The organism is Solihabitans fulvus, assembly GCF_008386585.1.
Lineage (GTDB): Bacteria > Actinomycetota > Actinomycetes > Mycobacteriales > Pseudonocardiaceae > Solihabitans > Solihabitans fulvus.
On sequence record NZ_VUOB01000065.1, the window covers coordinates 134,930 to 160,430 of the forward strand.

Annotated in this window: 21 protein-coding genes; 13 read left to right on the forward strand and 8 right to left on the reverse strand. The window is 71.0% G+C overall.

Annotation, left to right across the window (positions count from 1 at the left end; genetic code table 11):
- The first annotated feature begins 23 nt into the window (after nucleotides 1-23).
- A complete protein-coding gene (locus F0L68_RS32985; protein ID WP_149853785.1) occupies nucleotides 24-2,306 on the forward strand; it encodes a S9 family peptidase in 2,283 nt (760 codons plus the stop codon).
- Between the two features lie 61 nt (nucleotides 2,307-2,367).
- Here F0L68_RS32985 and F0L68_RS32990 read toward each other — a convergent pair whose 3' ends face one another.
- A complete protein-coding gene (locus F0L68_RS32990; RefSeq protein WP_223199341.1) occupies nucleotides 2,368-2,676 on the reverse strand; it encodes a GNAT family N-acetyltransferase in 309 nt (102 codons plus the stop codon).
- A gap of 72 nt (nucleotides 2,677-2,748) precedes the next feature.
- Here F0L68_RS32990 and F0L68_RS32995 point away from each other — a divergent pair, with 72 nt between their 5' ends.
- Nucleotides 2,749-3,684, forward strand: a complete 936-nt coding sequence (locus F0L68_RS32995; RefSeq protein ID WP_149853787.1) for a GNAT family N-acetyltransferase — start codon at nucleotides 2,749-2,751, stop codon at nucleotides 3,682-3,684.
- Between the two features lie 13 nt (nucleotides 3,685-3,697).
- Here F0L68_RS32995 and F0L68_RS33000 read toward each other — a convergent pair whose 3' ends face one another.
- Nucleotides 3,698-5,257 carry a sodium:solute symporter gene (locus F0L68_RS33000; RefSeq protein ID WP_149853788.1) on the reverse strand — a complete coding sequence of 520 codons (1,560 nt, stop codon included), beginning with the start codon at nucleotides 5,255-5,257 and terminating at the stop codon, nucleotides 3,698-3,700.
- Complete coding sequence (locus F0L68_RS33005; RefSeq protein ID WP_149853817.1) at nucleotides 5,244-6,440, reverse strand: anhydro-N-acetylmuramic acid kinase; 1,197 nt, start codon at nucleotides 6,438-6,440, stop codon at nucleotides 5,244-5,246. The genes F0L68_RS33000 and F0L68_RS33005 overlap by 14 nt, the downstream gene beginning before the upstream one ends.
- A 177-nt stretch (nucleotides 6,441-6,617) precedes the next feature.
- Here F0L68_RS33005 and ftsY point away from each other — a divergent pair, with 177 nt between their 5' ends.
- The 3 genes from ftsY (at nucleotide 6,618) to F0L68_RS33020 (ending at nucleotide 10,363) form a co-directional block, all read left to right on the forward strand.
- Complete coding sequence (gene ftsY, locus F0L68_RS33010) at nucleotides 6,618-8,042, forward strand: signal recognition particle-docking protein FtsY (RefSeq protein ID WP_149853789.1); 1,425 nt, start codon at nucleotides 6,618-6,620, stop codon at nucleotides 8,040-8,042.
- Nucleotides 8,043-8,222: 180 nt separating this feature from the next.
- Nucleotides 8,223-9,209: a hypothetical protein gene (locus F0L68_RS33015; RefSeq protein ID WP_149853790.1), complete on the forward strand. Its 987-nt coding sequence runs from the start codon at nucleotides 8,223-8,225 to the stop codon at nucleotides 9,207-9,209.
- Nucleotides 9,210-9,397: 188 nt separating this feature from the next.
- The gene (locus F0L68_RS33020) at nucleotides 9,398-10,363 is read left to right on the forward strand and encodes an SMP-30/gluconolactonase/LRE family protein (RefSeq protein WP_149853791.1); all 966 of its coding nucleotides are present in this window, start codon (nucleotides 9,398-9,400) and stop codon (nucleotides 10,361-10,363) included.
- Between the two features lie 70 nt (nucleotides 10,364-10,433).
- Here the strand turns inward: F0L68_RS33020 and F0L68_RS33025 are convergent, their stop codons facing one another.
- Nucleotides 10,434-11,207 (reverse strand): IclR family transcriptional regulator, encoded by a 774-nt coding sequence (locus F0L68_RS33025; protein ID WP_149853792.1) that lies wholly within the window; start codon nucleotides 11,205-11,207, stop codon nucleotides 10,434-10,436.
- 181 nt (nucleotides 11,208-11,388) lie between these two features.
- Here F0L68_RS33025 and aceB point away from each other — a divergent pair, with 181 nt between their 5' ends.
- Nucleotides 11,389-12,969, forward strand: coding sequence for a malate synthase A (gene aceB, locus F0L68_RS33030; protein ID WP_149853793.1), 1,581 nt, complete (start codon nucleotides 11,389-11,391; stop codon nucleotides 12,967-12,969).
- Entirely contained in the window at nucleotides 12,969-14,225 is a 1,257-nt protein-coding gene (locus F0L68_RS33035) for a DUF6986 family protein (protein ID WP_149853794.1), read from the forward strand. The genes aceB and F0L68_RS33035 overlap by 1 nt, the downstream gene beginning before the upstream one ends.
- A 64-nt stretch (nucleotides 14,226-14,289) precedes the next feature.
- Here F0L68_RS33035 and F0L68_RS33040 read toward each other — a convergent pair whose 3' ends face one another.
- From F0L68_RS33040 to uraD, 4 genes are all read right to left on the reverse strand, one after another.
- Complete coding sequence (locus F0L68_RS33040) at nucleotides 14,290-15,612, reverse strand: nucleobase:cation symporter-2 family protein (RefSeq protein ID WP_223199343.1); 1,323 nt, start codon at nucleotides 15,610-15,612, stop codon at nucleotides 14,290-14,292.
- Nucleotides 15,613-15,758: 146 nt separating this feature from the next.
- Nucleotides 15,759-16,649: a factor-independent urate hydroxylase gene (gene pucL / locus F0L68_RS33045; protein ID WP_149853795.1), complete on the reverse strand. Its 891-nt coding sequence runs from the start codon at nucleotides 16,647-16,649 to the stop codon at nucleotides 15,759-15,761.
- Between the two features lie 3 nt (nucleotides 16,650-16,652).
- Complete coding sequence (uraH, locus tag F0L68_RS33050) at nucleotides 16,653-16,979, reverse strand: hydroxyisourate hydrolase (protein ID WP_149853796.1); 327 nt, start codon at nucleotides 16,977-16,979, stop codon at nucleotides 16,653-16,655.
- The gene (gene uraD / locus F0L68_RS33055; RefSeq protein ID WP_149853797.1) at nucleotides 16,976-17,482 is read right to left on the reverse strand and encodes a 2-oxo-4-hydroxy-4-carboxy-5-ureidoimidazoline decarboxylase; all 507 of its coding nucleotides are present in this window, start codon (nucleotides 17,480-17,482) and stop codon (nucleotides 16,976-16,978) included. Before uraD ends, uraH begins: the two co-directional genes overlap by 4 nt.
- 205 nt (nucleotides 17,483-17,687) lie before the next feature.
- Between uraD and F0L68_RS33060 the strand changes: the two genes are divergently transcribed.
- From F0L68_RS33060 to alc, 6 genes are all read left to right on the forward strand, one after another.
- Nucleotides 17,688-18,497 (forward strand): hydroxypyruvate isomerase family protein, encoded by an 810-nt coding sequence (locus F0L68_RS33060; RefSeq protein ID WP_149853798.1) that lies wholly within the window; start codon nucleotides 17,688-17,690, stop codon nucleotides 18,495-18,497.
- Between the two features lie 29 nt (nucleotides 18,498-18,526).
- The gene (locus F0L68_RS33065; RefSeq protein WP_149853799.1) at nucleotides 18,527-19,411 is read left to right on the forward strand and encodes a 2-hydroxy-3-oxopropionate reductase; all 885 of its coding nucleotides are present in this window, start codon (nucleotides 18,527-18,529) and stop codon (nucleotides 19,409-19,411) included.
- Between the two features lie 116 nt (nucleotides 19,412-19,527).
- A complete protein-coding gene (gene gcl / locus F0L68_RS33070) occupies nucleotides 19,528-21,231 on the forward strand; it encodes a glyoxylate carboligase (RefSeq protein WP_438672338.1) in 1,704 nt (567 codons plus the stop codon).
- A gap of 88 nt (nucleotides 21,232-21,319) precedes the next feature.
- The gene (locus tag F0L68_RS33075; RefSeq protein WP_438672337.1) at nucleotides 21,320-22,435 is read left to right on the forward strand and encodes a glycerate kinase; all 1,116 of its coding nucleotides are present in this window, start codon (nucleotides 21,320-21,322) and stop codon (nucleotides 22,433-22,435) included.
- Nucleotides 22,436-22,918: 483 nt separating this feature from the next.
- The gene (gene allB / locus F0L68_RS33080) at nucleotides 22,919-24,247 is read left to right on the forward strand and encodes an allantoinase AllB (protein ID WP_149853820.1); all 1,329 of its coding nucleotides are present in this window, start codon (nucleotides 22,919-22,921) and stop codon (nucleotides 24,245-24,247) included.
- Entirely contained in the window at nucleotides 24,244-25,395 is a 1,152-nt protein-coding gene (gene alc, locus F0L68_RS33085) for an allantoicase (protein ID WP_149853801.1), read from the forward strand. The genes allB and alc overlap by 4 nt, the downstream gene beginning before the upstream one ends.
- Nucleotides 25,396-25,501 lie beyond the last annotated feature (106 nt).

Below are 25,501 nucleotides of genomic sequence, written 5' to 3' on the forward strand. Positions count from 1 at the left end.
CAAGAATAAGAAGGAAGAACGCCATGGAGACCACCCGACTCGACGCCTCGGCCTACCGGTCGGCGGAACAACTGCTGCGGCACAACCGATCCAAGCTCGTCTTCGGTGACAAGGTCCGTCCACAGTGGATCGACGGCGGTGTCAGGTTCTGGTACTCGCTGCGCACCGCGGCCGGCAGGCAGTTCGTCCTGGTCGACCCGGCGGCCGGCACCCGCGAGCCCGCGTTCGACCACGGCAGGCTCGCCTCGGCGCTGGCCTCCGCGGCCGGCCAGCAGGTCGACGCGGCCAAGCTGCCCTTCGAGGCCATCGAGTTCACCGGCGGCGCGGTCGAGTTCGACGCCTTCGAGTCGTCCTGGCGGTGCGACCTGGACACCTACGTGTGCGAACGGGCGGACGCGGGACCACCCGGCAGCTTCCTCGACATCACCTCGCCGGACGGCAAGCACGCGGTGTACCTCAACGGCCACGACCTGTGGGTGCGGTCGGTCGAGGACGGCGCGGAGCGGGCGCTGACCTCCGACGGCGAGGCGGACCGGCAGTACGGCGCCAGCCCGTTCACGCCGGACGTGCTGCTGGCGAAGATCGGCCTGCCGTACCTGCCGCCGGCCGTCACCTGGTCACCGGACTCGACGCGCGTGCTGACCCACCTGACCGACCAGCGCGCCGTCCGGCAGACCCACCTGGTCGAGGCGATGCCGGCGGACGGCGGCGAGCCGAGGCTGGTGACCCAGCGGTACGCGTTCCCCGGGGACGAGCACGTGCCGCTCGGCGAGTTCGTCGTGCTCGACGTCGCGACCGGCGCGGCCGTGCGGGCGAACACCGAGCCGCTGCTGATGCCGCTCATGTCGCCGATCACGACGGGCTGGGCGTGGTGGGCCGAGGACGGCTCCGCCGTGCACTACCTGCGGCAGTCCCGCGACGTGCGCACCCTCTCGCTGCACCGGCTCGACCCGGCGACCGGTGAGGTGACGACCCTGCTCACCGAGTCGGGCGCGACCAGGGTGGAGCCGGCCCAGCAGCAGACCCAGCAGCCCATGGTGCGGGTGCTCTCCGGCGGCAGGGAGGTGCTCTGGTACTCCCAGCGCGACGGCTGGGGACACCTGTACCTGGTCGACCTGCGGTCCGAGCTGCACGCGCAGGTGACCTCGGGACGCTGGGCGGTGCAGGAGATCCTGCACGTCGACGAGGCGGCCGGGGTCGTGTACTTCGTCGCCTCCGGCCTGGTCGAGGCCGACCCGTACCGCCGGTCGGTGTGCCGGGTCGGGCTGGACGGCTCCGGCTTCGCCAGGATCACCGACGACGACCTCGACCACGTCGTCACCGTGGCCGAGAACGCCGAGTACTTCATCGACTCGGCATCGACGAGCCAGACCCCGCCGGTCATCTCCGTGCGGGACTGGACCGGCCGCGTCGCCGTGGAGCTGGAGCGCGCCGACATCACCGGGCTGGTCGCGACGGGCTGGAGCCCGCCGGAACCGTTCCGGGTCAAGGCGGCCGACGGCGAGACCGACATCCACGGCGTGCTGTACCTGCCGCACGGCTTCGACCCTCGGCGCAGCTACCCGGTCATCGACCACCCCTACCCCGGCCCGCACATCCGGAGGGGCAGCTCGGCCTTCGACCCCGGCATCCTCGGTCACGACGCCGAGGCGGCCGCCGCGCTCGGCTTCGTCGTGGTCGCCGTCGACGGGCGGGGCACCCCCGGCCGCGACAAGGCGTTCCACGACGCCTCCTACGGGCGGCTCCAGGACGGCGGCGGCCTGGTCGACCACGTGGCCGCGCTGCGGCAGCTCGCGGAGAGCCGGCCGTGGATGGACCTCGACCGGGTCGGCATCTTCGGCCTGTCCGGCGGCGGGTTCGCCACCGTGCGGGCCATGGGCACCTTCCCCGAGTTCTACAAGGTCGGCGTCGCCGAGGCCGGCAACCACGACAACCGCTTCTACCACCTGTGGTGGGCCGAGACCTACGACGGTCCGGCGAGCGAGAACGACTACCTGCGCACGTCGAACGTCGAGCTGGCCGACCGCATCGAGGGGAAGCTGCTGCTGATCCACGGCGGCATGGACGACAACGTCCACCCGCACCTCACGCTGCGGCTGGTCGACCGGCTCATCGCCGCCGACAAGGACTTCGACCTGCTCATCGTGCCCGGCGCCGAGCACGCGTTCTTCGGCTACGAGCACTACGTCAGCCGGCGCAGGTGGGACTTCCTGGTCAGGAACCTGCTGGGGATCGAGCCGCCGGAGGGCTACCGCCTCACGCCGGCCCCGATCGACATGGAGATCATCGCCGAGCTGTTCGGCTGAGGGCTGAACCGGCGGAACCGGACGGGCCGGGGTGGGAGGGCGTTCCTCCCGCCCCGGGCCGTCAGCCCAGGTCGTCCGCCGCGTAGGCGGGGTCGAGCAGGTCGGCGTAGTCGGGGTTCTTCTCGATCCACGCGGCCACGAACGGGCACAGCGGCCGGACCAGCAGGCCCCGCCCGCGCAGGTCGTCCATGACCTGCCTGACCAGCTCGCTGCCGACGCCCCTGCCGCCGAACGACGGGTCCACCTCGGTGTGTGGGATCGCCAACACGTCACCGCTCCTGCGGTACTCCGCGAAACCGGCCAGCACCCCGTCGATGTGCGCCTCGTACCTGGCGCGCTCCGGCGCGTCCGTGACGACTACCCCGTCCACGTGGTCTCCCTCGGTCAGGCGTCTCGCGAAAACTTCCTCGCTTCCCGAGTGTCCTCGGGTGAGTATTCGAGCATGCATCACATCCGTTTCGCTGAGCAGGGCGACGCCGACGCCGTGCTGGCGCTGCTCGCTCGCTTGCAGGCCGATCCGGCGCACCACATCGGCTACCACGGCGTGACGGTCGAGGAACTGACCGAGGAACTTGCCGAGTTCAAGCCCGACTGGGCGGCCAACGCCGTCCTCGCGACCGACGAGTCCGGCAGGCTGGCCGGCGTGCTGAGCGTCGACGTCAACCCCGACCTCGGCCGCGCCTGGCTGTACGGCCCCTACGTCGACGTGCCGGTGAACCACCCGGCCGGCAGCCGCATCTGGGACCAGACCGCCGACTCCCTCTACGCCGCCGCGCAGCGGCTGCCCGCGATGGCCGGCATCGCCGACGTCGAGCTGTACGGCCACGTCGAGCACCGCAGGATGGCCGCGTTCGCGAAGCGGCACGGCTTCCCTGCGGGCAAGCCGAGCAGCATCTTCGTCCTGGACGGCGCGAACCTGCGCACCCTGCTGGTGCACGAGACCGCCGCCGAGTCCGGGCTGGAAACCCGCACGCTGCCGACGGATCCGGCGATCCACGAGGCCGTCGCGGTCCTGCACGAGCGCTGTTTTCCCAACACCTACCTGACCGGCCGGCAGCTCGTCGAGGGTGACCACACCGTCGTGGTTGCCTTGCGGGACAACAAGGTCCTCGGCTACGCGGGCGGCAAGGTGCAGCAGGACGAGTACTTCGTCGACTTCGTCGCGGTCGAGCCGGACAACCGAGGCGGCGGGATCGGCAGGCTGCTGGTGACGGAGCTGGTGTGGCAGCTCGCCGCGCGGCACGGCGCGCGGCAGCAGGCCGCCGCCGCGATCGCCGGCACCAACGAGGCGTCCCGGCGGATGTTCACCAAGCTCGGCTTCCACGTGCACCTTGAGCTGGTGTCCTACCGCCGGCGCCCAGAAGCGGAAACCAGCTAGGCTGGACTCCACACTAGCTGGCCAGCGCGTCGGAGACCGCCTCGGGTTCGGGCGGCTCCGGCGCGCGGACCCCGCTGTGCCGCAACGACAACAGCCCGCCGACGACCAGCGTGATCAGCACGCCGGACAGCGTGTACCAGGGGTAGGCCAGGGCGAACGTCGTCTTGCCGTCCGCCTTGGCGAAGTTCAGGCCGAGGAACGCGCCGCTCTTGGTGAACTTCACGCCGAGGATGAGCACGGCCATCGCGACCACGGTCACCAGGAAGGCGATCACCGCGTCGACCTGCCTCGCCCTGCGGATCAGCAGGCCGAGCAGGAACGCGCCGAGCAGCGCGCCGTAGGTGTAGCCGGTGATGCTCAGCCCCAGCTCGATCACGGAGTTCTTGGTGGTGGAGAACATCGAGGCGAACACGATGAACACCAGCGCCCACACCAGCGTCCAGAGCCGTCCGTGCCGCAGCAGGCTCTTGTCCGGCAACGCCTTGTTGGCGAACCGCTGGTACAGGTCGGCCACGGTCGAGGTGGACAGCGCGTTCAGCGCCGAGGCCAGCGCGCCCATGGTGGACGCGAGCACGCCGGCGATCAGCAGTCCGGAGATGCCGACGGGCAGGTCCTCGACGATGAACTTCGGGAACACGTCGTCGGGGCTCTGCAAACCGAGCTGCGCCACCGACTTCCCGCCGTAGTAGGCCCACAGCATCGCGCCGACCACCAGGAACAGCGTGAACTGCACGAACACCACGATGCTGCTGCCGATCAGCGCCTTCTGCCCGTCGCGCAGGCTGCGGGTGGCCAGCAGCCGCTGCACGATGAGCTGGTCGGCGCCGTGCGAGGCCATCGACAGCACGGCCCCGCCGACCAGCGCGGTGACGAAGGCGTACGGGCTGGTCACCAGGTTCAGGCCGAAGTCGACGAGGTGGAACTTGCCGGCGCCCGAGGCCATCGACGTCCAGTTGGCCGGCAGCTTGTTCGCCAGCACGATCACCGCGGCGATCGCGCCGCCCAGGTACAGCGTCAGCTGGATCACGTCGACCCAGACCACCGCGCGGATGCCGCCGACGTAGGCGTAGACCAGCGTCAACGCGGTGAGGATCACCACGATGTGCCAGTACTGGGTGTGCACGCCGAAGTGGTCGAGGATCACCTTGATCGGGATCGACCCGGCGAACAGCCGGACGCCCTCGGCGAGCAGCCTGGTGATCACGAACGTGACCGACGCGGTGCCCTGGAGGGTGCGGCCGAACCGCTTGCCGAGGAACTCGTACGCGCTGACCAGGTTGCCCCGGAAGTACTGCGGCAGCAGCACGAACGCGGCGATCGTGCGGCCGACGATGTAGCCGAGCGCGAGTTGCAGGAACAGGAAGGCGTTGCCGAACACCAGGCCCGGCGTGCTGATCACGGTCAGCGTCGAGGTCTCGGTGGCCACCACCGAGAAGCACACCGCCCACCACGGCAGGCTGCGCTCGCCGACGAAGTAGTCCTTGGCGGAGCGCTGTTTCCTGCCGAGGAACACCCCGATCGCCGGCATGGCGATCAGGTAGATCACGATGATGGCGACGTCAACGGCGCGCACTGGCTCCTCCTGCTGCTGGGGTCGTCTCGGGTTCGAGCACCCGGAGCCGGGTGACGGTGCTGGTGGCCGGTTCGGGCAGCCGCAGCGGCCCCCTGCCAGGGGTGATGCTGCCGAGCAGCCGGGGCCCGGCCGCGCCGGTCGCCGCCGGGGCGTTGGCCGGCACGCCCTGCCAGGTCAGGAAGCCGAGCAGCGCGGCGAGGTAGGCCTCCTTGCCGTCGCCGGGCAGCCCGAGCGCGGCGCTGTCCACCAGGTCGGCCGGCGCGATCGCGGCGGCGAGCGCGGCCGTCAGCGTCGGGTTGCGCAGGCCGCCGCCCGAGGCGACCACGGTGGCGCCGGGCACGAGGTGCCGGCGGCACGCGTCGGCGATGGTGCGCGCGGTCAGCTCGACGAGGGTGGCCAGCAGGTCGGGCGCGGTGACGTCCGCGATCGTGCCCAGCACGCGGCGCAGGTAGTCCGCGTTGAAGTGCTCCTTGCCGGTGGACCTCGGCGCGGGGGCCGCGTAGTAGGGGTCGGCGAGCAGTGCGGTGAGCAGGTCGGGCCGCACCCGCCCACTGGCGGCGATCGCTCCGCCGGTGTCCTGGCGCAGCGTGCCGCCGGAGATCCGCACGGCCGCCGCGTCGAGCAGCGCGTTGCCCGGTCCGGTGTCGAAGGCGAGGGGCCGGCCGCCGTCGGTCACCACGGTGACGTTGGCGATGCCGCCGATGTTCAGGCCGAGCACCGGCCGGCCGGTGCTCGCCGCGAGGCCGCCGAGCCACAGCGCGTCCAGCGTGCTGGCCAGCGGTGCGCCGTGGCCGCCCGCCGCGACGTCGCGGGTGCGCAGGTCGGCGACCACCGGCAGCCCGGTGGCCTCGGCGATCCAGGCGGGCTGGCCCAGTTGCAGGGTGCCGAGGCAGTGCTCGCCGGACACCCAGTGGTAGATCGTCTGGCCGAGCGAGCCGACCAGGTCGGCGCGGCCGTCGCCGAACGCGTCGAGGGCGTTGCTGGCCGCCCGGCCGAACGCCTGGCCGATCCCGGTGTCCAGCTCGCACAGCCGACGCGCCGAGCAGTCGGCGGGCGGCATGGCCGCGACGAGGTCGGCGCGCAGCTCGGCCGGGTAGTCGTAGCCGCCGCTGCCGAGCGGGATCAGCTCGATCTCGTCCCCGGTCAGCCGAAGGTCGGCCACGGCGACGTCGATGCCGTCCATCGACGTGCCGGAGATCAGTCCGATCACCCGCGTGAGTTCCACGGGTGTGGTCTATTGCACAGCGAAGGACTTCGCAAGAGTCCGAGTGAATGATTCTCGTGATCAAGCAGTATCTAGTTTATTGCTCACCTAGGCGGCTGAGGTGAGCGCGTCGCTGCTGGATGCGAGGATGACGGGGTGTCAACCACCGCCTTGATCTGGATCCTCGTCGCCGTCGTCGCCGTGCTCGCGATCGTTCTGGTGGCTGGCATCGTGCTGGCCCGCCGCAGGCGCATCAGCCTCGCCGAGAAGGAGAAGGCCGAGCGCAAGCCCAAGGGCGGCGGCTATCAGACCGGCGGCGGCATCAGCCTTGCACCGGGCGGCACACCCGCCCCGCCAGCGCATCCCGCCGGTGAGCGTACCGAGGTCGACGGCCAGCCGGGGGTCGGCGACGACGCCTCGGTGCCTCGCGACTCCAAGCGGCGCGGCATCGTCGACGTCACCCTGCCCGACGAGCAGGCCCCTGCGGCGACTAGGACCGAGCCCGTCACGGAGCCGGTGCCGGCCCAGCAGGAGCCGGCCACCGCGCCGGTGCCCGCGCAGCGGCCCCCGGCCGCCGAGCCGGTCACCGCGCCCGTCACCGCGCCGGTCGTTGTGCCGGAGCCCGTCGTCGAGGCCGAGGAGATCGAGCCAACCTCGGGCCGGCTGGAGCGGCTGCGCGGCAGGCTCGCCCGCTCGCGGTCGACCTTCGGGCAGGGCCTGCTCGGCCTGCTCGGCGGCGGCGACCTCGACGAGGAGTCGTGGACCGACGTCGAGGACACCCTGCTGCTCGCCGACCTCGGCGCGGCGACCACCGCCGAGATCGTGGAGAAGCTGCGCGGCGAGATCGTCACGCGCGGCGTGCGCAACCCGGAGCAGGCCCGCGCGCTGCTGCGCGAGGTGCTCGTCGAGGCGCTGCACCCGGCCATGCCCCGCGCGGTGCGCGCGCTGCCGCACGGCGACCCGGCCAACGGCGGCAAGCCGGCCGTGGTGCTCGTCGTCGGCGTGAACGGCACCGGAAAGACGACCACCACCGGCAAGCTCGCCAGGGTGCTGGTGGCGGACGGCCGCACCGTGCTGCTCGGCGCGGCCGACACGTTCAGGGCCGCCGCCGCCGAACAGCTCGCGACCTGGGGCAGCCGCGTCGGCGCCGAGGTGGTGCGCGGCAACGAGGGCGCCGACCCGGCCGCAGTGGCCTTCGACGCGGTCAAGCGCGGGGTGGTCGCCGGGGTGGACACCGTGCTGGTGGACACGGCGGGCCGCCTGCACACCAAGACCGGCCTGATGGACGAGCTCGGCAAGGTCAAGCGGGTGGTGGAGAAGCAGGCCGAGGTGGACGAGGTGCTGCTCGTGCTCGACGCGACCACCGGCCAGAACGGCCTGACCCAGGCCAGGGTGTTCTCGGAGGTAGTCGACGTCACCGGCATCGTGCTGACCAAGCTCGACGGCACGGCCAAGGGCGGCATCGTCTTTCAGGTGCAGCGCGAGCTCGGCGTGCCGGTGAAGCTGGTCGGCCTCGGCGAGGGCCCGGACGACCTCGCGCCGTTCGAGCCCGGCGCGTTCGTGGACGCCCTGCTGGGCTAGCCAGTCGGCGAGGCTCGGCTTTGGCGCCTGCTGCGGCGGGTAGGTCGTTTTCGGTGAGCACGGTGCGTGCAAGGCATCAGCGTGAGTTGTCGAACGAACACGCGGCGACGGCGGCCCCTGTAATGATCTACGCGGGCCGCTGAGCACGGTGGCCGGAGCCACCTCACAGAAGGTGTTCACATGCGATTCACGTTACGGAAAGCCGTTGTGGCTTGCGCTGCCGTCGCCTCCGCGCTGGTGCTCGGGGCAGGGACCGCAGCGGCCGCCGGGCCCAACTCGACCGGGCAGCCGGGCGTTGGCCGGCCGGCGTTGGCGGTGGTCACCAGCGCCACCGGGGCCAACACGGTGTACGCCGCCTGGAACGGCAACAAGTTGTCGAACGGGTTGAGCCTGCTCTACTTCGCCTCCACCACCGACCTTCAGCACATGAACCAGTACGCCATCGGCTCCGTCTACAGCGCCGGCGACGGTCCTGGTCTGGTCGCCGCCGGCACCGGGGTGTACCTGGCCTGGGCCGACGGCACCCCCGGCGCGCACAACCTGCACCTGGCGTACTTCGACGGCTCCATCGTCAACGGATCCTTCCTCCAGTGCCAGACGACGCTCGGCGACTCCAGCCCCAACGGCGCGACCCTGGCGCGTTCGGTGGACGGCCAGGTCTACCTCGGCTGGACCGGCTGGGACCAGCACCTGAACATCGCCAAGATCAGCAACTGCGCCAACAACCAGCCCATGGTCCCCAGCGAGAAGGTCGTCCTCTCCGAGACCTCCGCTACCGGGGTGACCCTGGCTTGGGACGACACCGCTACCAACCTCGGGGTGATCGTCGGGTGGACCGACGCCAACCAGCACCCGAACGCGGCCAACTTCACCGCTGCCGCCACGCTGGCCAACACGACCACCCTCAGCACGGCGACCACCGCCACCGCCACCTCGATCTACTCCGGTCTCAACGAGATCTTCGTGTCCTACAAGGGAACCGACAACGTCGGCTACCAGAGCTACAACGAGGGCGGCGGGTTCTATTCGCTGCCGCAGCACATCAACTCCACCGGCTGGGCGATGTCGGCGAGCTCCTCCTACGCGGGGCTTCGCATCCACAACAGCGACAACAGTTGGAACGCCTTCTTCGACGTCAGTAACAACCTGAACCTGTTCTCCCTGTAGGGATCCGGCTCCGCCGGGAGGTCACCAACGGGCCGTTCCAGACGCCGAGCGCCTGGAACGGCCCGTTCCCGTCTTGGCTGAGTCACCAGCTCCACCCGGCCGGGTCTTCGGCGAGCCCTGGTCTTGCTAGGTGCTCTGTTGAAGATAAGAGTTCAACTCATCGACAGAGTTCTGCTAACTTTGCTGACATGACGAACCTGTTCACCCGCGTTCCCCTGCTGCTCGCCGCGACCGCGCTCGCCCTCGGCGGCGCGACGGCCGCCTCGCCGGGCGCATCAGCCGCCGGCCTGCCGGCCCAGTACCGGCTGCCGGACCCGACTGCGTACCCGGAGAGCATCACCAGGCAACCGGGCACCGACACCATCTACGTCACCAGCTTCGTCAACGGGACCGTCTACCGGGGCTCCCTGCACGAGCCCGACCTGCACCCGTTCATCCCCGGCGACGCGGCGCACCCCAGCGCCAACGGCGTGAAGGCCGACCGGCACGGCCACCTGTTCGTGGCGCGCGGCACGGCCCAGCTGGTCGACGTCTACCGCGCCTCGGACGGCACGCTGCTCAGCGAGCTGAGCACGGCGGGGTTCGACACCGGCAGCTTCCTCAACGACCTCGTGGTCACCCCGGACGGCAGCGTCTACGTCAACGACTCGTCGCGGCCCAACGTCTTCCGGATCCACCAGGACGAGCGCGGGCGGTTCGCGATCGAGCGCTGGCTCGACCTGACCGGCAGCGTGTTCAAGTACCAGTCGGGTCCCGGCCTCGCCGGCGCCAACGCGAACGGCATCGTGGCCAGCCACGACGGCCGGCACCTGCTCATCGGCACCACGAACACCGGCAGGCTCTACCGGATCGACACCGCGACCAAGCAGGTGATCGAGGTCGACCTCGGCGGCGCGACCTACCCGTACATCGACGGCATGAACCTGTCCGGGCACACCCTCTACATGGCCCGCAACGCCGCCGACCGGGTCACCGCGCTGCGCCTGAACGCCGACTGGTCGCGCGGCACCCTGCACGCTGACCTCGCCGACCCGAGGTTCGCCTTCCCGTCCTCGGTGCTGCCCGCCAACGGCCGCCTGCTGGTCGCCGAGTTCCAGTACAACCGGACCAGCCCGACGCTGCCCTTCACGATCGACGCGATCCCGCTGCCCTGACCCGGGTCAGCGAACGGAAGTGGCTCTGTGGCCCGGCGCTAGGACATGGCCCCACAGAGCCACTTCTCGTTTACGACAGCTGGGCGGACTGGGTCGACAACCGCTGCGCGATGCGCAGCACCTCGGGCAGGATCCGCGACACGGCGTCCTTGGTCAGCCGCCCCTCCGGCCCGGACACCGACACGGCCGCCAGCGTCGGCGCGCCGACCAGCGGCACGGCGATGCAGCGCACGCCGAGCTCCTGCTCGCTCTCGTCCATCGCGTAGCCCTGCTCGGCGATCTGCCCGAGATGCTTGATCAGCACGTCCGCGTCGGTGATCGTGCCCGGCGTGTACGCGGGCAGCCCGGTGCGCTCCAGCAGCCCGCGAACCTCCTGCTCGGGCAGCTGCGACAGCATCGCCTTGCCGACGCCGGTGCCGTGCGGCAGCAGCCGCCTGCCCACCTCGGTGAACATCCGCATCGAGTGCTTCGAGGGCACCTGCGCGACGTAGACGACCTCGTCGCCGTCCAGCACCGCGAGGTTGGCCGTCTCGCCGACCTGGTCGACCAGCTCCATCAGGTACGGCCGCGCCCAGGTGCCGAACTGCCGGCTCGCGCTCTCGCCGAGCCGGATCAGCCGCGACCCGAGCGTGTACCGGCGGTTTGTGTTCTGGCGCACATAGCCGAGCGTGACCAGGGTGCGGATCAGCCGGTGGATGGTCGGCAGGGGTAGCCCCGAGGTCATGGCCAGCTCGGACAGGCTGGCCTCCCCTCCGGCGTCGGCCAGCCGTTCCAGCAGGTCGAACGCGCGCTGAAGGGACTGCACGCCGCCGGAGGTCTCCCGCGCTGGCTTCTGCGGTGCCACAGGCGACTCCTCTCAGGTGTTGCTGCGGATCCTAGGGACCGGGCGGGATGCCCGATTACTATCGTTGCAGTTCCGCGATGCAAAAACTATAGTCCGCAAAGTAGAACTTCCGGTGGTCAAGTTACGCCGGCTGCCGGCTGTGTCGGCACCGCGTCTCGGCACGACGAAAGAGGTGGGCCCCATGTCCGACACCCGTGTCCTCGGCAGCGAGGTCGAGCGCGGCGATCAGCTCCTCACCCCGCAGGCGCTCGAGTTCGTGGCCGGACTGCACCGCTCGTTCGCCGGCACGCGCGACGAGCTGCTGTCCCGCAGGGCACGCCGCCGGGCCGAGATCGCGGCAGGCGGCCACCTCGACTTCCTGCCGGACACGCGGGAGGTCCGCGAGTCCGAGTGGCGGGTCGCGGCGGCACCGGCCGACCTGCGCGACCGCCGCGTCGAGATCACCGGCCCGACCGAGCGCAAGATGGCGATCAACGCGCTCAACTCCGGCGCCAAGGTCTGGCTCGCCGACCTGGAGGACGCGAACACCCCGCACTGGGACAACGTGGTGTCCGGGCAGGTCAACCTGTTCGACGCGGTGCGCGGCACCATCGAGTTCACCTCGCCGCAGGGCAGGCGCTACGCGCTGCGCGAGGACGGCGAACGGGCCACCATCGTCGTTCGGCCGCGCGGCTGGCACCTCGACGAGCGGCACATCGTCATCGACGGCCGGCCGGCCATCGGCGCGCTGGTCGACTTCGGGCTGTACTTCTTCCACAACGCGCGCGAGCTGCTGGCCAGGGGCAGCGGCCCGTACTTCTATCTGCCGAAGATGGAGAGCCACCTCGAGGCCCGGCTGTGGAACCAGGTCTTCACCCAGGCGCAGGCCCAGCTCGGCATCCCGCAGGGCACCATCAGGGCGACCGTGCTGATCGAGACCATCCCGGCCGCCTTCGAGATGGACGAGATCCTCTACGAGCTGCGCGAGCACGCCTCCGGTCTCAACGCGGGTCGCTGGGACTACCTGTTCAGCATCATCAAGTACTTCCGCGACGCGGGCGCCCAGTACGTGCTGCCCGACCGCGACAGCGTCACCATGACGGCCCCGTTCATGCGCGCCTACACCGAGCTGCTGGTCCGCACCTGCCACCGGCGCGGCGCGTTCGCGATGGGCGGCATGGCCGCGTTCATCCCCAACCGCCGCGACCCCGAGGTCACCGAGCGGGCGCTCGCCAAGGTCCGCGACGACAAGACGCGCGAGGCGGGCGACGGCTTCGACGGCTCCTGGGTCGCGCACCCCGACCTCGTGCCGGTGTGCCGGGAGATCTTCGACGGCGTGCTCGGCGACCGGCCCAACCAGCTCGACCGCGCCCGCGAGGACGTCGAGGTCACCGCGGCGCAGCTGGTCGACGTGCGCTCCGGCGGCGGCGCGACCACCCGGCGCGGGCTGGACGCCGCGGTCGACGTCGGCGTCCGCTACCTCGCGGCCTGGCTGTCGGGCAACGGGGCCGCCGCGATCCACAACATGATGGAGGACGCGGCCACGGCGGAGATCTCCCGCTCGCAGCTGTGGCAGTGGGTGCGCAACGGCGTCGTGCTGGACACCGGCGAGACCGTCACCGCCGACCTGGTGCGCGCCGTGCTGGCCGCGACGAAGCTCGCGCTGGCCGGCGAGCTGGCCGCCGAGCACCTCGACCCGGCGTGCGAGCTGTTCGAGCGGGTCGCCCTCGACGAGGACTTCGTCGACTTCCTGACCGTGGCGGCCTACGAGCGGATTGCCTGATGCCGCGCGGCGCACTGGACCCCGACGCGGTCCGCGCCCTCACCGCGCGACTGTCCGATGTGGACGCCCGTCGGGCGGCGCGCCATCCCGGCGACCACGGCGGGCGGCAGCCCGTGCACACCTGTTACGTGCCGGCCGGCCAGGTCGGCGAGGACCTCGTGCTGGACTGGGGCAGCCGGGCGCTCGCCGCGCTGCGCGAGCACGCCGGCACTCCCGGCGAGCTGGCCGCCGTCCTCGACCTGCCCGACGGGCTCGCCCCGATCATCCACACCAGGATCGCCGCGAAGCTGGCCGCCGAGCCGATCGAGGACCTGCGGATCGACTTCGAGGACGGCTACGGCGCGCCCGGGGACGACACCGAGGACGCCGACGCGGAGCGCACCGCGCTGATCGTGGCCGGCTGGCACCGCGACGGTGTCGCCCCGCCGCACCTCGGCCTGCGGATGAAGTCCTTCGACACGGCCGCACTGCGCGACCGGGGCATCCGCACCCTGGACGTCTTCCTGAGCACGCTGCTCGCGGCCGGACCGCCGCCGCCCGGCCTCGTCGTCACCTTCCCCAAGGTGACCGCCGTCGAGCAGGTCGAGGTGCTGGTCGAGGTGTTGGCGCTGCTGGAGAGCCGGCTCGGCCTGCGCGACGGCGCGCTGCGGTTCGAGGTCCAGGTGGAGACCACCCAGTCCATTGTGGACGACTCGGGTCGGCTGGCGCTGCCCGGGTTCATCACCGCGGGCCGAGGCCGGGTCACCGGGCTGCACTTCGGCACCTACGACTACACGGCGGGCTGCGGCCTCGGCGCCGCGCACCAGCACCTCGCGCACGGCGCCTGCGACTTCGCCAGGCACGTCATGCAGGTCTCGGCGGCCGGCACCGGAGTCCGGCTGTCCGACGGCTCAACCATCATCCTCCCGGTCGGCGACGCCTCGGCCGTGCGGCACGGCTGGCGCACGCACTTCGACCTGGTCCGCCGGTCCCTGGAACACGGCTTCTACCAGGGCTGGGACCTGCACCCCGCGCAGCTGGTCACCCGCTACGCGGCCGTGCACGCCTACTACCTGCGCGGCGCCGAGGCCGACGCGCGCAGGCTCACCGCGTACGTGGCCAAGGCGGGCGGCGGCATCCTCGACGAGCCGGCCACCGCCCAGGCCCTGTCCACCTCGTTCCTGCGCGCGCTGGACTGCGGCGCGCTCGACCCGGCCGAGGTGCAGCGGGTGACCGGCCTGAGCAGGGACGAACTCCGAGCCCTTGCGAAGCGTTGACCGGGGCGGGTCCGGCGTTTCCCGCCGGACCCGCCCACCACGTTAGGCGGGAACGGGGACCGCGCTAGGCGGGAACGGGGACCGGGCGGCGCCCGAAGACCAGGTTCAGCAGCACCGCCGTGACGGTGCCGGCGCTGATGCCGGAGTCGAACACCGTCTGCACGGCGGCCGGGAAGTGCTGGTAGAAGTCCGGCGCGGCAATGGGAACCAGCCCGACACCCAGCGACACCGCCACGATCATCACCTTCGCCGGGTCACCGAGGCCGGCCACGCCCAGCGCCTTGATGCCGCTGACCGCGACCGAGCCGAACAGCACCAGCCCGGCCCCGCCGAGCACCGGTTGCGGCACCAGCGCGACCACCCCGCCCGCCACGGGGAAGAGGCCGAGCAGCACCAGGACGACCCCGGCCGCCGCCACCACGTACCGGCTGAACATCCTGGTCAACGCGATCAGCCCGATGTTCTGCGCGAACGCCGTGCAGGTGAACCCGCCGAACAGCGCGCTGAGCGCGCTCGCCGCGCCGTCCGCCCGCAGCCCGTTCGCGATGGTGGTCTCCGTGACCGGACGGTCGACCACCTCCCCGAGCGCCAGCATGTCCGCCGTGCTCTCCGTCATCGCCACCACCATCACGATGCACATCGACACCAGCGCGGCGACGTCGAACCGGGGCGCGCCGAAGTGCAGCGGGGTGACGAAGCTGAACACCGGGGCCTGCGTGATCGCCGAGGTGTCCAGCACGCCGAGCGGCCACGCCGCCAGCGTCCCGACGACCAGCCCGATCAGCAGCGACAGCCGGTTCAGCACGCCGGTGAGGAACCTGTTGCACACCAACACGACGACCAGCGTCACCACCGCGAGCAGCACGTTGCGCGGCGACCCGTAGCCGACCGCGTGCGGGTCCTGGCCGCGGATCCACTTGATCGCCACCGGCAGCAGCGACAGGCCGATCAGAGTGATCACCACCCCGCTCACGGTGACCGGGAAGAACCTGGTCAGCTTCCCGAAGTAGGGCGCGAGGAAGACCGCGAGCACGCCGGCCACGATGATCGAGCCGTAGATCACCGGCAGCGCGTCGCCGCGCTGGTGTTCCTTGGCGATCGCCAGCACCGGGGCAACCACGGCGAAGGACACGCCGTTGATGAACGGCAGGCGGGCGCCGAACCTCCACAACCCCAACGACTGCAACAGGGTCGCCAGGCCGGCGGTGAACAGGCTCGCGCTGATCAGCAGGGCGAGTTCGGTCGGGGAGAGGCCGACGGCGGCGCCGATGATCAGCGGCGGGGCGACGACTCCTGCGTACATGGCCGCGACGTGCTGGACGCCGCCGGCGATCAGCGGGAACAGGGCGGGAAGTTGGTCTACCGGGTGGCGCTGCGTGGTGGTCAAGGCTGCTCCAGGGGACCGGAAGGGTGCGTTGCTGGTTCTCCGTGGTGCTGGTGCTCGGCTACGACGTGCGTCGATCTTGTCCTGCGTACATGTCGGGCCCGCAACGCCGCGAGGGCGACGGCGTTGCGGGCCCGGAGGGTGTTCGGTCAGAAGGAGGGCAGGGTGTGCCAGGCCAGGCCGGCGTCCTCGGCGTCGTCGCGCAGCACGGTGCCCTCGATCAGGCCGTAGGGGCGGTCGGCCGCGTAGAACACCTCGTTGTCGTTGTCCAGCCCGAACGGGCTGAGGTCGACGAGGAAGTGGTGCTTGTTGGGCATGGACAGCCGCACCTCGGCGATCTCCGGCAGCGCCTCAAGCACCGTCCGCCCCATGGCGTAGAGGGTCTGCTGGAGCGAGAGGCTGTGCGTGACGGCGAACGCCTCCAGCATCAGCCTGCGCACCTCGTCGAAGCTCTTGCGCCAGTCGACCTCCAGCGACTGGTAGCGCCAGCGCGCGGTCACCGAGGTCGCCAGGATCCGGTCGGTGGTCTCCTTCAGCGTCGTGTACCTGTCGCGCGGGTAGCCGTGGAACTCCGACCCGGTCGACTTGAGCACCACCAGGTCGCGCAGCCCCGACACCACCCACGCGCGGTCGCCGTCCACGGTCACCGCCGTGGTGCGCTTCTCGTCCGAGGACTTGGCGAACGAGTGGTCGTGCGGCCGTCCGTCGACCGGGATCCGTACCCACGAGTGCTCGTCGATGAGGACGCGCGCGCCGGTGATCGCCTCCTGCGTCGCGACGAAGTGCCGGCCCAGCCGCAGCGCGAAGTCCTCGATCTCGCCGACCGGGGCCTGTTTGGCGAAGGCGTACACGGTGTTCTTCTGCGTGTCGGTGGCGAGCACGTTGGCGTTGTCGCCGGTGAGGTGCGTGTCCACGAGGTCGCCCCGCAGCGAGGTGCTGACCGTCAGGTCCTTGACGGTGTGCACGGAACCCTCGCGGGTCACCGTGACGAGACGGTTCTCGGCCTTGCCGTACTGGTTGGGGCCAAGGGTGATGGCCATGTGTCAGCTCCCTCGGTAGGTCGTGAAGGCGAATGGACTGAGCAGGATGGGGACGTGGTGGTGCGCGGTCGGATCGGTGATCCGGAAGGTCACGGTGATCTCGGGGTAGAAGCCGGCGCCGGCGAAGCAGGCGTCGGTGTCGAAGGTCAGCCGGTACACGCCGGCCGCCAGCTCGTCGGGACCGAGTTCGCGCACGCGGCCGTCGGTGTCGGTGTGCCCCCGCGCGAGCGTCTGCCAGCCCGACTCCCGTTGCGCGGCAAGGACGACGGGCACGCCGACGGCCGGCCGACCTTGCGCGGCGTCGAGCACGTGGGTGGTCACCAGGCTCACGCGCCCACCACCCGACGCAGCCGCAGGAGGGCGATCTTGCCCAGCTCCCGGTTGACCACCCGCAGCTCGCTCGCCGGGTCGTTGGCCATCCGCTCGGCGAGGTCCGCGAGCATTTGCTCACCGCTGAGGCCGGTCGCGCAGACCAGGTAGATGTGCCCGAAGTGGTTCTCGTAGGCCACGTTGGCGGCGAGCAGCCGCTCGGCCAGCGACGCGTCCCGACCGTCCACTCCGGACTGTTCGGCGCTCGACCAGCTCGCCGAGACGCCGGGCTGCTTCGCCCGTTCGCCGATCCTGGGGTGCCCGGCGATGGCCGACTCGATCTCCTCGGGCGACAGCTCGTTCGCGGCGCGGTCGGCCGTCTCGAGCAGGTCGTCGACGCTCGAGTAGGGCCGCGCGGCGAGCACGGACGCGACCCAGTGCGGCACCGCGAGGCATTCGGCGAGCAGCGGTGCGAGGTCCTCGGCGGGGGCGGCGTTGAACCCGTCCAGCCCGAGTTCGTCCATGCGCGCTCCCTCTCGTCTTTTCTGAATGGCGGAATCTCATTTCCGTTTGCAGGACGCTACGAGTGGTGCAAGTCGCTGTCAACAGTCTGTTCGCCCATCGACCGCCCGGCACGCGGACCCGTTGACCGCATGCCGCCTGCTCGCTAATCTCTCACTAGACGGAAGCAAGTTTCCGTAATACGAAATCAACTCCCGAGGAGGCGCCGTGGTTCAGCACTCGCTGCGGTACGACGTCAACCTGTCGATCCTGTTCACCGAGCTCCCGCTGCTGGCCCGCCCCGCAGCGGCTAGGGCGGCCGGCTTCGACGCCGTCGAGTTCTGGTGGCCGTTCGACACCGCCGTGCCCGCCGACCACGCCGTCGACCGGTTCGTCGCCGCCGTGCGGGACGCCGGGGTACGCCTGGTCGGGCTCAACTTCTTCGCCGGCGACCTGCCGGCGGGCGACCGGGGCGCGGTCTCCTGGCCCGCCAGGTCCGCCGAGTTCCGCGACAACCTCGACGTGGCCGTCGGCATCGCCGACCAGCTCGGCTGCCGCGCGTTCAACGCCCTGTACGGCAACCGCGTCGACGGCGTCGACCCGGCGCACCAGGACGACCTCGCCGCGCAGAACCTCGCGCTCGCCGCCGAGGCCGCCGACCGCATCGACGCCGTCGTGCTCGTCGAACCGGTCAGCGGCGCGCCAAGGTATCCGCTGCTGACCGCGGCCGACGCGCTCGCCGTCATCGACCGGGTCGGCAGCCCCAACCTCCGGCTGCTCGCCGACCTCTACCACCTCACGGTCAACGGCGACGACGTCGCCGCCGTGCTCGCCGAGCACACCGACCGGATCGGGCACGTGCAGATCGCCGACGCGCCGGGCCGCAACGAACCGGGCACCGGCTCGATCGACCTCGACGGCCTCCTCGGCCGACTCCAGGCCGGCGGCTACCGGGGCCACGTCGGCCTCGAGTACAAGCCGAGCGGCCAGAGCGCCGACAGCTTCGGCTGGCTGCCAGCCGCCCGCCGCAGCTCCTGAGCAGACGACAGCAGAGAGGAAACCCCACCGTGACCTCAATCGGGTTCATCGGCCTAGGCATCATGGGTTCGCCGATGGCGGCGCACCTCGTCGACGCCGGCCACCAGGTCACCGGCTACGACGTGAGCGCCGAGGCCGTGCAGCGGCTGGCGGCCTCCGGCGGCCGGGGCGCGGCACGCGTCGCCGAGGCGGTGGCCGGCGCGGACGTCGTCATCACCATGCTGCCCAACCACCCGCACGTCGAGGAGGTCGTGCTCGGCGACGGCGGCGTCCTCGCGAACGCCGACAGCGGCACGCTCCTGATCGACATGAGCACCATCCGCCCCGAGACCTCCATCGCCGTGGCCGAAGCCGCGGCCGAGCGCGGCATCCGCGTGCTGGACGCCCCGGTGTCCGGCGGCGAGGCCGGCGCCAAGCAGGCCAGCCTGTCGATCATGGTCGGCGGCGAGGAGGCCGACTTCGCCTCGGCAAGGCCGCTGTTCGAGGTGGTCGGCAGGACCATCGCGCACGTCGGCCCGCACGGTGCGGGCCAGGTGGTCAAGGCGGCCAACCAGCTGCTCGTCGGCGGCATCTACGGCCTGGTCGGCGAGGCCATCGTGCTGATGGAGGCGTCCGGAGTCGACGCCAAGACCGGCCTCGACGTGCTGGCCGGCGGCCTCGCCGCGAACCGGATCCTCGACCTCAAGCGGGAGACGATGGTCGCCCGCGAGTTCACCCCGGGCTTCCGGATCGACCTGCACCACAAGGACATGGGCATCGCGCTGGCCGCGGCAAGGGCGGCCGACGTGTCGCTCCCGCTGACCGGACTGGTCGCCCAGCTCGTCGCCGCGGGCCGAGCCATGGGCTACGGCTCGCTGGACCACTCCGCGCTGCTCAAGGTCACCGAACAGCTCTCCGGGCGTCCCACGCCCTGAGGCGTGCCCCGTAACCAGGTCGCGGGCGGTCGGCATCCAACGAGAGCCGGCAAGCATCCACGGAACCGACCGTCCGCTCCCCGAAAGGTGTGTACACCATGCCCAAGATCCCCGCGATGCAGGCGGTCGTCGAGGTCATCAGGTCCGAGGGCGTCGACACCGTCTTCGGGTGCCCCGGAGCCGCGATCCTGCCGTTCTACCAGGCACTTGAGGCCGACGGCACCATCGAGCACCTGATCGTCCGCCACGAGGAGGGCGCGACGCACATGGCCGACGGCTGGGCCCGCACCAACGGCAAGGTCGGCATCGCCATCGGCACCTCGGGCCCCGCCGGCACCAACATGATCACCGGCCTCTACACGGCGCTCGCCGACTCGATCCCGATGATCTGCATCACCGGCCAGGCCGTCTCCACCAAGCTGCACCAGGAGGCGTTCCAGGCGGTCGACATCGTCGAGATCGCCAAGCCGGTTACCAAGTGGTCCGTGCAGGTCAAGGAGGCTGCGCAGGCGCCGTGGATCTTCCGCGAGGCGTTCCGCATCGCCAGGTCCGGTCGCCCGGGCCCTGTCCTGATCGACCTGCCCGTCGACATCCAGAAGCACGAGATCGAGTGGGACGCCTCGATCGACGCGCCGCTCCCGCTGACCCCCGTCGCCCCGCACCCCGCGCGCGTCGAACGAGCCCTCGACCTGCTCCTCGCCGCCGAGCGCCCGCTCCTGCTGGCCGGCGGCGGCGTGATCATCGGCGAGGCGCACGAGGAACTGCTGGAACTCGCCGAGTACCTACAGATTCCCGTCCAGGCGACCCTGATGGGCAAGGGCGCGCTGGACGAGGACCACCCCCTCTACGCGGGCATGACCGGCGTGCAGACCTCGCAGCGCTACGGCAACGCGTCGTTCCTGGAGTCCGACCTGGTGCTCGCGCTTGGCGCGCGCTTCGGCGACCGGCACACCGGCGACCTGGAGACCTACCGGGGCGACCGGACGTTCATCCACGTCGACATCGAACCGACCCAGCTCGGCAAGGTCTTCGGCCCGGACCTCGGCATCGTGTCCGACACCAGGCTGTTCCTCCGCGCCGTCATCGACCTGGCCAGGCAACGCGGCGTCGCGCGCGGGCCGGGCGCGTGGGTCGCCAGGATCCAGGAGCTGCGAGCCACCCTCACCCGGCGCGAGGACTTCGACGATGTGCCCGTCAAGGCGCCGAGGGTGTTCAAGGAGATCAACGAGTTCTACGGCCCGGACACCTACTTCGTCACCGCCATCGGGCTGTACCAGATCTGGTCCGGCCAGCATCAGAAGGCGCACAAGCCGAGGCACTACCAGATCTGCGGGCAGGCCGGCCCGCTCGGCTGGGAGATCCCGGCCGCGATCGGCGTGAAGAAGGCGCTCAAGCACAGCGACCCCACCGCCGAGGTCGTCGGCGTCGTCGGCGACTACTCGTTCCAGTTCCTGGTTGAGGAACTGGCCGTGGCCGCCCAGTACGACGTGCCGTTCGTGCTGATCATGCTGAACAACGAGTACCTCGGCCTGATCCGGATGGCCTCGCAGCCCTACGACATGAAGTACGAGGTGGACATCCACTACGACGTCAACGGCTCGGACAACGTCAAGATCATGGAGGCCTACGGCTGCTCCGGCAGGCGGGTCACCCAGCCAGCCGAGATCCAGGACGCCCTGGAGTGGGCGCGCAAGCAGGCCGAGTCGACCAGCCGTCCGGTCCTGGTCGAGATCATGATCGAGCGCGAGGCCAACACGGCGAACGGCACGTCCATCGCCGCCATCAAGGAGTTCGAGCCGGTGCCCGAACCGCGCGGGTGACGTTCGATGCCGACGGCAGGGCGCTACCCGTTCCGTTCCGCTCCGACCGGTGCGGGTGGCACCCTGCGACCACACTGCTCGCCAGGAGGTGTACGTGTCCGCTCACGTGTTGGTCGCGCCGGACAAGTTCAAGGGTTCGCTGACCGCGGCCGAGGCCGCCGCGGCCGTGGCGCGGGGCCTTGGCCGCGTCGCGCCGGACGTTCCGGTGCGGTGCCTCCCGGTGGCCGACGGCGGCGACGGCACGGTCGACGCGGCGGTGGCCGCGGGCTACCGCAGAGTGGAGCGAACCGTCACCGGTCCCGTGGGCAGGCCGGTGACGGCCGCGTTCGCCGTCCGCGAGGGCACCGCGGTGGTCGAGGTGGCCGCGGCCTCGGGCCTGGCCCGCCTCGCCGAGGGGGAGCGAGCCCCGCTCACCGCCACCAGCGCCGGCACCGGTGAGCTGGTGCGCGCCGCACTGGACCTGGGCTGCGAGCGAATCGTGCTTGGCGTGGGAGGCAGCGCGTGCACCGACGGCGGAGCGGGCCTGCTGGCCGCGCTTGGCGCCGACCTGACCGGTGTCGAAGCCCCCGGCGGAGCAGCCCTACGCAACGCGCGCGAGCTTAATTTGTCCACAATGGACATTCGCCTCGAGGCGACGGAGTTCATCCTGGCCAGCGACGTGGACAACCCGCTCCTGGGACCGCACGGCGCCGCGGCGATCTACGCCCCGCAGAAGGGTGCGACCCCGGCGGACGTCGAGGTGCTGGAGGAGAGCCTGAGCCGCTGGGCGTCGGTCGTCGCGGCGGCGACAGGCCGAGACCTGGCCGACGCGCCCAGTGCAGGCGCGGCCGGCGGCATCGGCTTCGCCGCCCTGGCGGTGCTCGGCGCGCGACACCGTCCAGGCATCGAGATGCTGCTCGACCTGGTCGGTTTCGCCGAGGCGATGACCGGCGCGCGCCTGGTGATCACCGGCGAGGGCTCACTGGACGAGCAGACGCTCCGAGGCAAGGCGCCCGCCGGCGTCGCCTCGGCAGCCCGAGCGGCCGGCATCCCCGTCGTAGCGGTCGCCGGCCGCTGCCTCCTAGGGCCGGACGCCCTACGCGCGGCGGGCATAGCCGGCGCGTACTCGCTCACCGACCTCGAACCCGACATCACCAGGTGCCTGGCCCAGGCGGCAGACCTACTGGAACGCCTCGCCGAGTCCATCGCCCGCGACTGGCTCTGACCCGCCACCCAACCCGCACACGTCCACTGAACAGCGCGCGCCGCACCGGTTTCCACCCCCCGACCACGCCCCTCGACCACACCCACCGCTCGCCCAACCACTCTCCACCGGCACGCCTCACCCCCCCGCTCACGCTCACGCCGGCCCGCGCAACTCACCTGCCAAGCCATCGCGACTGCCGCCTTGTATCGCCCTCCGGTACAGCCACCCGGGTATCGCCCCGCGGTACAGCTCCCCAGTACGGCCCCCGGGTACAGCCCCCCGGTATCGCCCCCCGGTACAGCCCCACGCCTTTCGTCGCCTCCTGCATCGGTGCATCGGTGCATCGGTGCATCGGTGCATCGGTGGATCGGTGGGCGCTGGTGGGCGCTGGTGGGCCAATAACGCCAGAGTGGTCCTTGACCCACCCACCCGGCCTCACGCATTCTTTCGTTAAGCGATACCTGACTTCCGACATATGGAAAGCGAGGTTCCGTGGCGACGTTGGACCTGGTGTTTCGGGCCCGCCGGACCATCACCTCGGCGGGCGAGGTAGCCCGCGCCGTGGGGGTGCGCGACGGCCGGATCGTGGCGATCGAGCCCATCGAGGCCGAACTGGACGCCCACACGGTCGTCGAGCTCGGCGAGGACGCCGTGCTGCTGCCCGGCCTCGTCGACACGCACGTGCACGTCAACGACCCCGGCCGCACCGAATGGGAGGGCTTCGACACGGCCACCAGGGCGGCTGCGGCCGGCGGCATCACCACCATCATCGACATGCCGCTGAACAGCGTGCCGCCCACCGTGGACGTCGACGCCCTCGCGGTGAAGCGCCGCACCGCCGAAGGCAAGGTGCACGTGGATGTCGGCTTCTGGGGCGGCATCGTGCCAGGAAACGCCGACCAGCTGCGCGGCCTGCACGACGCCGGTGTGTTCGGCTTCAAGTGCTTCCTGCTGCACTCGGGCGTTGACGAGTTTCCGCATCTCCAGCCCGCCGAACTCGCGGACGCGATGGGCCACCTCGCCGGATTCGGTGCGCTCACCATCGTGCACGCGGAGGACTCCGAGGCGATCGACCACGCGCCGAGCGCCCACGGCGAGCGCTACCGGGACTTCCTCGCCTCCCGGCCGCGTGGCGCCGAGAACCTCGCCATCGCCCAAGTGATCGAGACGGCCAGGCGCACCGACGCGAGGGTGCACATCCTGCACCTGTCGAGTTCCGACGCGCTGCCGATGATCGAGTCGGCCCGGCGCGACGGCGTCCGCATCACCGTGGAGACCTGCCCGCACTACCTGAGCTTCACCGCCGAGGAGATCGGCGACGGAGCCACGCAGTTCAAGTGTTGCCCGCCGATTCGCGAGGCGGCCAACCGTGAACTGCTGTGGCGGGGCCTGTCCGACGGCGCGATCGACTGTGTGGTCAGCGATCACTCGCCGAGCACCGTGGAACTCAAGCGCTTCGACATCGGCGACTTCGGTGTGGCCTGGGGCGGGGTGTCCAGCCTGCAACTAGGCCTGCCCGCCGTGTGGACACAGGCCAGACAGCGCGGCCACACGCTCGTCGACGTGGTGCGCTGGATGGCCGAGCGGCCGGCCGCCCTGGTCGGCATGCGCCGCAAGGGACACATCGCCCTCGGCTACGACGCCGACTTCTGTGTTTTTGCGCCCGACGAGGCGTTCGTCGTGGACGCCGAGAGACTCCACCACCGCAACCCGGTGACCCCGTACCACGGCCGGCCGCTGGCCGGGGTCGTGCGCGGAACCTGGTTGCGGGGACACGAAATCACCGGAAACCGACCGCACGGCCAGTTGCTGACGCGAGGAGACGCATGAGCGAACAGACGTGGACCCAGCTTCCTGACCTGGCGTCGCGCGCGGTCGGCGGCAGCGTCGTGTGGGCCAACGACGAGTTCTTCGCGGAGCGAGAGAACCTGATCAAGCCGGCCGAGCCGATCTATCAGACGTACACCTTTGGCCACAAAGGCCAGGTGTACGACGGGTGGGAGACGCGCAGGAGGCGCGAGGCCGGCGACGACCGCGCCGTGATCCGCCTCGGCCTGCCCGGGGTGCTGCGCGGCGTGGTCATCGACACCGCGTTCTTCGTCGGAAACTACCCGCCGCACGGGTCGGTGGAGGCGTGCGCCGTGGACGGCTACCCGTCGGGGGAGGAGCTGGCCGAGGCCGACTGGGAAACCGTGGTGCCCAAGGCGTCGCTGCGCGGCGGCGAGAAGCACTACTTCGACGTGACGAGCGACCGTCGGTACACCCACGTGCGGTTGACCATCTATCCGGACGGCGGGGTAGCTCGGCTGCGGGTGTACGGGGAACCGGTGGCGGACCCGAGGTTCCTGCTGGCCGGAGCGCTCGACCTCGCCGCGCTGGAGTACGGCGCGCGGATCACCGGGTGCAGCAACAGGTTCTTCTCCGCGCCGAACAACCTGCTGGCCCCCGGCCAGGCCACGGTGATGGGCGAGGGCTGGGAGACGGCCCGGCGGCGCGATGAGGGCAACGACTGGGTGTCGGTGCAACTCGCCGGCCCCGGTTCGGTGCGACTGGCCGAGCTGGACACCAGTCACTTCAAGGGAAACGCGCCAGGCTGGGCGTCGGTGGTCGGCTGCGACGGCCGCGTCGCCGACCCGTCGGATCCCACGGCGTGGTTCGACGTGCTGCCCAGGACGAGGCTCCAGCCCGACACCCGACACCGGTTCCGGCTCGCGGGTGATCGCGAGGTGACGCACGTGCGGCTGGACATCTACCCGGACGGCGGCATGGCCCGCCTGAGGTTGTTTGGCGCGCTGACAAAGGATGGTCAGCACGCGGTGGCAACGGGCTGGTTCAACCGACTCCCACACGCACACGGCATTGCGGTGCTCACCGGCGAAGCAGGCCTCACCCACGCACGCGCGACGGAGCTGTTGGCCGCCAGGCCCCTCACCGCCGACACCTCGCTACCCGAAGAACTAGCCACCCTTCTCGGCTAGCCCCAAGGCCGTGAAGTTTGCGGGTGTGCGGTGCTGTCAAGCCCGCTGAAACAGGCAACGGAGTCCCTGCTAGAACGGTGTCGACCAAGAGCACCGAACAACAGAA